This window comes from Intrasporangium sp., from assembly GCF_035688975.1.
Lineage (GTDB): Bacteria > Actinomycetota > Actinomycetes > Actinomycetales > Dermatophilaceae > CALMNV01.
The window spans coordinates 1-5,355 of sequence record NZ_DASSMH010000127.1 but is presented as its reverse complement, the minus strand read 5'-3'; the positions used below and the strand labels follow the sequence as shown (position 1 = coordinate 5,355).

The following is a 5,355-nucleotide window of genomic DNA, read 5'->3' as shown; positions in this document are numbered from 1 at the left end:
GCGTTCAGCCCCCTGGTCGAGTGGCCACTTTCGTTCGCGCGAAACTGGCCACTCGACGGGGTGGGGGTCGCGCCCGCCCCCCTGGTCGAGGGGCCACTTGCGTTCAGCCCCCTGGTCGAGTGGCCACTTCCGTTCAGCCCGCTGGTCGAGTGGCCACTTCCGGTTGCGCGAAATTGGCCACTCGACGGGGTGGGCGTCGCGCCCGCCCCCCTTGGTCGAGTGGCCACTTCCGTTCAGCCCTCTGGTCGAGTGGCCACTTCCGTTCAGCCGCGATCGGTCAGGCGGTGCTCTGCGCGGCCTCCGCGGCCGCCTCCGGCACGTCGGCCGACGTCCCCGCCGCGCCGTGCTCGAGCGCCTCCATCAAGGCGGCGCAGAAGGCGGGCAGGTCGTCGGGGTTGCGGCTGGTGATGAGGTTGCCATCGAGGACGACCCGCTCGTCGACCCACGTGCCACCGGCGTTGCGGATGTCTGTCTGCAGGCTTGGCCAGGACGTCACCGTGCGGCCCTTGAGGACGTCGGCTTCGACGAGCGTCCACGGCGCGTGGCAGATGGCCGCGACGGGCCGACCGGCCTCGACGAATTCCTTGACCAAGGCGACGGCAGCCGAGTCCATGCGCAGGCTGTCGGGGTTGGCCACCCCACCCGGCAGGACGAGCGCGTCGAAGTCGTCGACCTTCGCTTCGGCGACCACGACGTCGACAGGCTTGGTGTCGGCCCTGTCGAGATGGTGGAACATCTGGACCTCGCCGGCCTCGGGGCTGACGAGCACGGCCTTGTGACCGGCGTCGGTCACGGACTTCCAGGGGTCGGTCAGCTCGACCTGCTCGATTCCTTCGGCAGCGACGAGGAAGGCAACCTTCTTGGGCACGTGATACTCCTTCATCCGGGTGCACCCGCGGGCTCCCAGCCGGGGTTGACCCACGAGCGGGGGTTGAGGACGCGGTGGTCCCCGGTTCTCCTACCCCGTCGCGAGCCAGGGATCACGCGCTGGCTCAGGAAACGACGCGCACCGTGCGCCGGCGAGTGATGTCGGCGCAGTCGAGGCAGACCTCCTCGGGGACGAGCCCGAGCCGCATGAGTCCCGAGAAGAGCACGCACCCGACGCAGAAACCGAACACCGACTCGAGCGCGGGGAAGACGACCATGACAACCCCGATCCCGACGACCACGTCGAGAGCGATGACGGATCCGGTGGCGACATGCACGAGCCACAGCACCGAGGCGGTGATGGTCAGCAGCGCCCCGATCGTGGCTGCGAATCGCTTCGGGGCGCCAGCAGTGGGGACGGGCAGAGCGGCGATGCGGGGACGCACCCACCGCTGGACGAACCGTGCGACCGGGCTGAAGCGTGGCCCGAGCGCGGCGCGCAGGGTGAAGTCGACGGCCAGCACGAGGAAAAGCCACCACTGGGACGTGGCGAGGGTGACGACAGCGACGCTGAGCACCACAGCCGCGATGAGCCGGACCGTCACGTCGTCGACGGTGGCGGGGAAGCGAGAGGAAGACATGGGAGCATTATGCAACACATAAGACAGACTTATGGTGCCGGATAGATGAGGGGCGGCGTGGACTCGACGGACGGATGCCGCCTGGCACATTCTCCCGGTATGCCGTGCTCCGCGCGAAGCGGGCTGGGACGATGTGTGGATGCCCCGGCCGCGCGGGTACGCCGAGTTCTCCGCAGCGCCGCTGCGGCGTGGCCGAAGCCGTCGCCGCCCTTGGCTGCGCACTGTGCGGCTCAACGCCGTTGGCTGGGCAGCGCTGCTGGGGGTGTGCGTCGTCGCGGCGGGCGTCGGCGTCACGGTGGTCCGGGCGACGACCTTGCCGAGCTGGTCGGGCGCTCTTCTCGCTGTCGTTCCTCTCGGCGCAGTGGTCCTCGCCGACCGGAGACGATGGGCTACGTCGGAGACCAGCTTCAGTTGGGGCGGCTCGGCAGAGGAAGTCGCCCGAATCGTCTCGGAGCTGCGGGCCCAGGGCGTCGCCAGCCGCGCTGCCGCCCCCGGCCCCGCCGACCCGGAGAAGCAGACCGCGACCCTCAACTTTCGCAATGCGGACGCTGAAAGGGTCAGGGCGTCGTTGCCACGACACGGCATCGTCGTCCCCCCCGGGTGGTGACGTGGCGGTCTGCGCATGGGTGGCGCCTGAACGACGGCGCCGTCGACCGACGCGTGGACTGCCGCTCGAGTCGCGAGGCCGCGCACTCGGGAGCGTCACCAGGTAAGGGCGGACGGGGGCCCGTCGAGTGGCCAGTTTCGTACGACCCGACCCCGTCGAGTGGCCAGTTTCGTACGAACGTAAGTGGCCACTCGACCAGGGGGGCTGAACGGAAGTGGCCACTCGACCAGAAGGGGGTGGGGGGCGCGGTGGGTGCGGCACGACCCCCGTCGAGTGGCCAGTTTCGTACGGTCACCCGAAGCCGTGGCGGGCCAGGGGGTGGATGAGCTCGCGCTCCTCGTAGGCGAGGTGGGAGAGCAGCGTGTCGGTCAGCAGGTCGAGCGCCCGCTCCAGCTCGGCGAGCGCCTCGTCCCCGGAGCCCTCGCCGGCGCTGACGAGGCCCACCAGCGCGTCGTCCACTTGCTCGAGGACGTCCGCGATGACGTGGTGCTCCTCCTCGAGCCGGTCGAGCACCGGCGCGAGGGCCGGCTCGCGGCGCCGCAGGTGGCGGAAGATGCTGTGGTCCTCGAGCGTGTGGTGCCCGGTCACGAGCCGGCAGTAGGACTCGCAGAACGCCCCCAGCGTCCAGGTGTTCTGCCGCAGCGCCATCGTGTTGAGCACGGAGCGGGCCGCGCCGACGCTCATCAGCCCGCGCCGCACCTGGCTGACGACGTCGCGCACCTGCCCCAGCTCGGCGCGCAGGTGGTCGTGCACGTCGAGCAGGTGCTGCGGGACGGCCTGATGGTGGGCCGTGTATGCCGCCGTGCCCGGCTTCTCCGCCTCCGGGCGGTCGGTCTCGCTCCACGGCATACGGCCGCTGAGGCGCCTGCCGTCGTCGGGGGTCGGCCGCACCGCGAGGGAGTAGGCCGCGGGCTCGGCCGAGGGCGCCGCCGGGGGACGCGGGCGGACCACCGGCACCTCCGGCTCGCCGGCCACGAGGGGGGCACCGGCGCGGTGGGCGCGCTCAGCGGCGACGAGGTCGCGCACCGCCGGAGCCACCTCGGTCGCGAAGCGGCGAAGGTCGTCCGGGTCGTCGCTGCCGAGGATGTAGGTGCTCATGCCGGCCTCGAGGGTGAGCCCGGCGAGCTGCTCGGCCCAGTCGGCGGCGCTGCCCTGGAGGAAGCCGGCGCCCGTGCCGAACCGGCCGAAGACGTTGTACATCCGCCGGATCGCCTGCGGTCCCCGCCCGGCGGCGTCGGCTGCGGCGTCGATGACGGTGTTGAGCCCCGGCAGCGCGTCGGGGTCGGCATACCCCATGCTCGGCAGCCAGCCGTCGGCGATCCGGCCGGTCACGCGCAGCATCCGGGGACCGTAGGCGCCGAGCCAGACCTGCACGTCGTGCACCGGGAGCGGCCCGGCGCGCAGACCGGTGACGCGGTAGTGCTCACCCTCGACCGTCACCGCGCGGCCGCCGTCGGCCCCCCATACGCCGCGGATGACGGCCACCGCCTCGACGAGCGCGTCGACGGCCTCCTTGGGCGTCCGGCGCTCGCCGCCGGCCGCGACGACCGCGTCCCAGAAGGCGCCCGTGCCGAGCCCGAGCTCGGCCCGCCCGCCGCTCAGCACGTCGAGGGTTGCCACGGACTTGGCGAGCACGACCGGCGGCCGGAGCGGCAGGTTGGCGACGTTGGCGGCGACCCGCACGTTCGTGGTCCGCGCGGCGATGACCGACAGCAGCGTCCACGCGTCGAGGTGCTTGGCCTGGTAGGGGTGATCCTGGACGGTGACGAGGTCGAGCCCGGTCACGTCGGCGAGCTCGGCGAGCTGGAGCGTGGTGCCCACCCGGGTCCGCTCGGGGCTGACGAAGATGCCGAACTCCAGCTCGTGCCCGTAGTCACCCACGTCCGCATCCTCGCATCACGCCGGGCCGGTCATGGCCTCTGCTGCTCCCCAGCGGGCCCGCAGCCCCCGTAGACCTCGAGGAGGAAGTCCGCCTCCCGGTGCACGACGTCGGGCGCGCGCCCGAGCGCCGCCCGCGCCCGGTCGTGGACCCGCTGCCCGTCCAGCGGCCAGCCGGTGATGGGGTGGAGCCAGTGGCAGAGCACGAGCGCGCCGCCCGGCTCGAGCGATCCGGCGACCCGCCCCATCAGGGCGTGCAGCTGCCGCGGGCTGAGGAAGTAGCCGACCTCGGAGAGGACGATGAGGTCGAAGGTGCCCTCGGGCCACTGCGCCGGCACCGTCATCCGCATCGCCCGGGCCGTCGCCAGCGAGGCCAGCGTCGCGTTGGCGCGCTCGACCGCGGTGGCGCTGCCGTCGATGGCCAGCACCTCGTCGCACCGTTGCGCGAGCTCGGCGGCCAGGGCGCCCACCGAGCAGCCGACCTCGAGCGCGCGCCGATAGCGGGGCCCGGGCAGCGCGGCCAGCGTGACCTGACGCTTGCGTCGCTCGTACCACCGGGTCGCCACGCCCCACGGGTCCTCCGCGTCCCGGTGCAGCAGCTCGAACGGGTCGTCCGGTGCCTGCGCCGGAGGGCCCCAGTGCCCGGGCCGGCTCGGGTCGATGAGAAGAGCGTCGGTGCGGTATGCCGCCGTGCGGGCGATCCTCCCCGCGTCCTCGTGGTCGGGGTGGCCGTGCTGCCCCGGCGCGCAGAGCAGCGTCCTCGTCCCGCGCTCGCCGACCGCGCGGACGACCGCGTCGACGGCGGCGTCGCACTCGCTGACGCGTCCGCACGGGGGGTCGAGGTGGGTCAGGCGTGCTCGCGGCGCAAGCAGCCGCAGGGCTGCCTCGCTCTCGGCGAGCCGCGGCTGCGCCGGCCGTTCGGGCGGGTCCGTCGGCGAGTGCGGGTGGCAGGTCCTGCCCCCAGCGAGGAGGACGACGTGCACCTCGAGCCCGAAGGCCGTGGCCTGCGCGATGAGAGCCTCTGCGCCGAGCGTCTCGTCGCCGGGATGCGCGGCGACGACGAGGAGGCGCTCGAGGTCGGCCCAGGGCAGGTCGAGGCGGGCGCCGTCCTGCCCCTGGGGCGCCGCGGCCCACCGCGAGTGCGCGGCGCCGTCGTCGACGCCGTCGTCGTCGTCGACGTCGTCGTCGTCGACGCCGTCGTCCGCGCGCCCCGGCGTGGAGGTCACCACACCACCTCTCCCGCCCGATCGGCGGCGACGAGGAAGCGTCCCAGGGCCGCCTGGTCCCGCTCCGCATGCTCCTGACGGACATAGAGCCGCAGGTCGGCCACCCGCCGGGCGTGCTCCTCCTCGAAGGCGAGCG

General features: G+C 73.1%; 4 protein-coding genes. All 4 read right to left on the bottom strand.

The genetic code is table 11. The features are described from left to right. Window positions 1-277: 277 nt before the first annotated feature. The gene (locus VFJ94_RS13510; protein ID WP_325004741.1) at window positions 278-883 is read right to left on the bottom strand and encodes a type 1 glutamine amidotransferase domain-containing protein; all 606 of its coding nucleotides are present in this window, start codon (window positions 881-883) and stop codon (window positions 278-280) included. A gap of 109 nt (window positions 884-992) precedes the next feature. After that, entirely contained in the window at window positions 993-1,508 is a 516-nt protein-coding gene (locus tag VFJ94_RS13505; RefSeq protein WP_325004740.1) for a DUF4395 domain-containing protein, read from the bottom strand. 898 nt (window positions 1,509-2,406) lie between these two features. After that, window positions 2,407-3,996 (bottom strand): LLM class flavin-dependent oxidoreductase, encoded by a 1,590-nt coding sequence (locus VFJ94_RS13500; protein ID WP_325004739.1) that lies wholly within the window; start codon window positions 3,994-3,996, stop codon window positions 2,407-2,409. A 29-nt stretch (window positions 3,997-4,025) separates the two neighbouring features. Further along, window positions 4,026-5,219 carry a bifunctional PIG-L family deacetylase/class I SAM-dependent methyltransferase gene (locus VFJ94_RS13495; RefSeq protein WP_325004738.1) on the bottom strand — a complete coding sequence of 398 codons (1,194 nt, stop codon included), beginning with the start codon at window positions 5,217-5,219 and terminating at the stop codon, window positions 4,026-4,028. Window positions 5,220-5,355: the final 136 nt, after the last annotated feature.

Bases quoted from the DNA above. Each gene is read 5' to 3' on its own strand.
- VFJ94_RS13510 (WP_325004741.1), bottom strand. From the start codon at position 883: ATGAAGGAGTATCACGTGCCCAAGAAGGTTGCCTTCCTCGTCGCTGCC.
- VFJ94_RS13505 (WP_325004740.1), bottom strand. From the start codon at position 1,508: ATGTCTTCCTCTCGCTTCCCCGCCACCGTCGACGACGTGACGGTCCGG.